Annotated in this window: 1 pseudogene; it reads right to left on the minus strand. The window is 60.1% G+C overall.

Annotation, left to right across the window (positions count from 1 at the left end):
• Window positions 1–49 precede the first annotated feature (49 nt).
• Window positions 50–993 (minus strand): annotated as a pseudogene (locus LIY45_RS30530) (hypothetical protein); the annotation flags it as partial.

A 993-nucleotide genomic window follows, 5' to 3' on the forward strand; every position in this document is an offset into this window, starting at 1 on the left:
ACCTTGGGCTCACAAGTGGCCTGCACTTCTGGCTTTACGGGCCGAAAGGTTACATCCGTTGCCAGATCGGTAAACGGCCAGGCCATTTCGGTGCCGCGCCAAGCGACCAACACCTGGGAGGCGTTGATGGCGTAGAAGAATTGCGTATTGCCTTCCGGCGGATCCGCCTTTCCCGTGTCCAGGGTCCGCGCCAACGTATAGCGCTGACTAAAGGGCACATCCGTACCACGCAAACCCAGTTGTTCCCGGTATCCACTACCCGTGGCGTGCGTGACAGGTCCAGGCATTGCTGCTCAAAGAAGTGTTTGGCGGAACCGCGCTGCGTATCGGGATCCCGGCTATACGCCAAAATGCTCATCAGCCCCAAATTGTGTGCATTAACCAGGCTGTACTCTGGCTGGTGATGCAGCACCAACGCCCAGGCACGAAATGGACACACCTCCACCACATGCCGACGATTCAGCTCCTCGTACTCAACGGTGAACCCACTGAAAGCCATATCCGGAAAGTGAAACGCCGGAAGTTTTTTCGGGTCTGCCAACGGCGGGTCCATGTTCGGCGCTTGATCGCATAACTGGCCAATGCGCACATAGTGGTAGCCATGCCCCGCCGCGAGCGCCTGCTGCTCAATCGGCGAAAAGCCCGGGCGCTGCGGGCCATAAGGCGGGCTGCGGTCACCGATAATTGGCCACTCCGGTTCAGGCCTTTCGGTACGCAGGCGCCGGGTTTGCAGTTGTTCGGCCAACGGGTCGGCCTGTACCAGCAAGGTGATGGGGATGGGGTGCAGGCCGTCTACGCGGATCACCCCTTGGGCATCGCTCACACCTGAGTACGGCGGCGCACAGTCGGCACGCGTGGCATCGTTCACCGCGCGCCACGGCAGGTTCGCCAGTGGTTCGCCCTGTTCATCCACCAACTGGAATTCAACCCAGTGCTTTTTCTGCGGACCACAAGTCACCACTTTGACGGTGCCGAGCGTATCCGTGCGATGCA

Origin of the sequence: Pseudomonas sp. MWU16-30323, from assembly GCF_020515595.1 — a bacterium.
Lineage (GTDB): Bacteria > Pseudomonadota > Gammaproteobacteria > Pseudomonadales > Pseudomonadaceae > Aquipseudomonas > Aquipseudomonas yamanorum.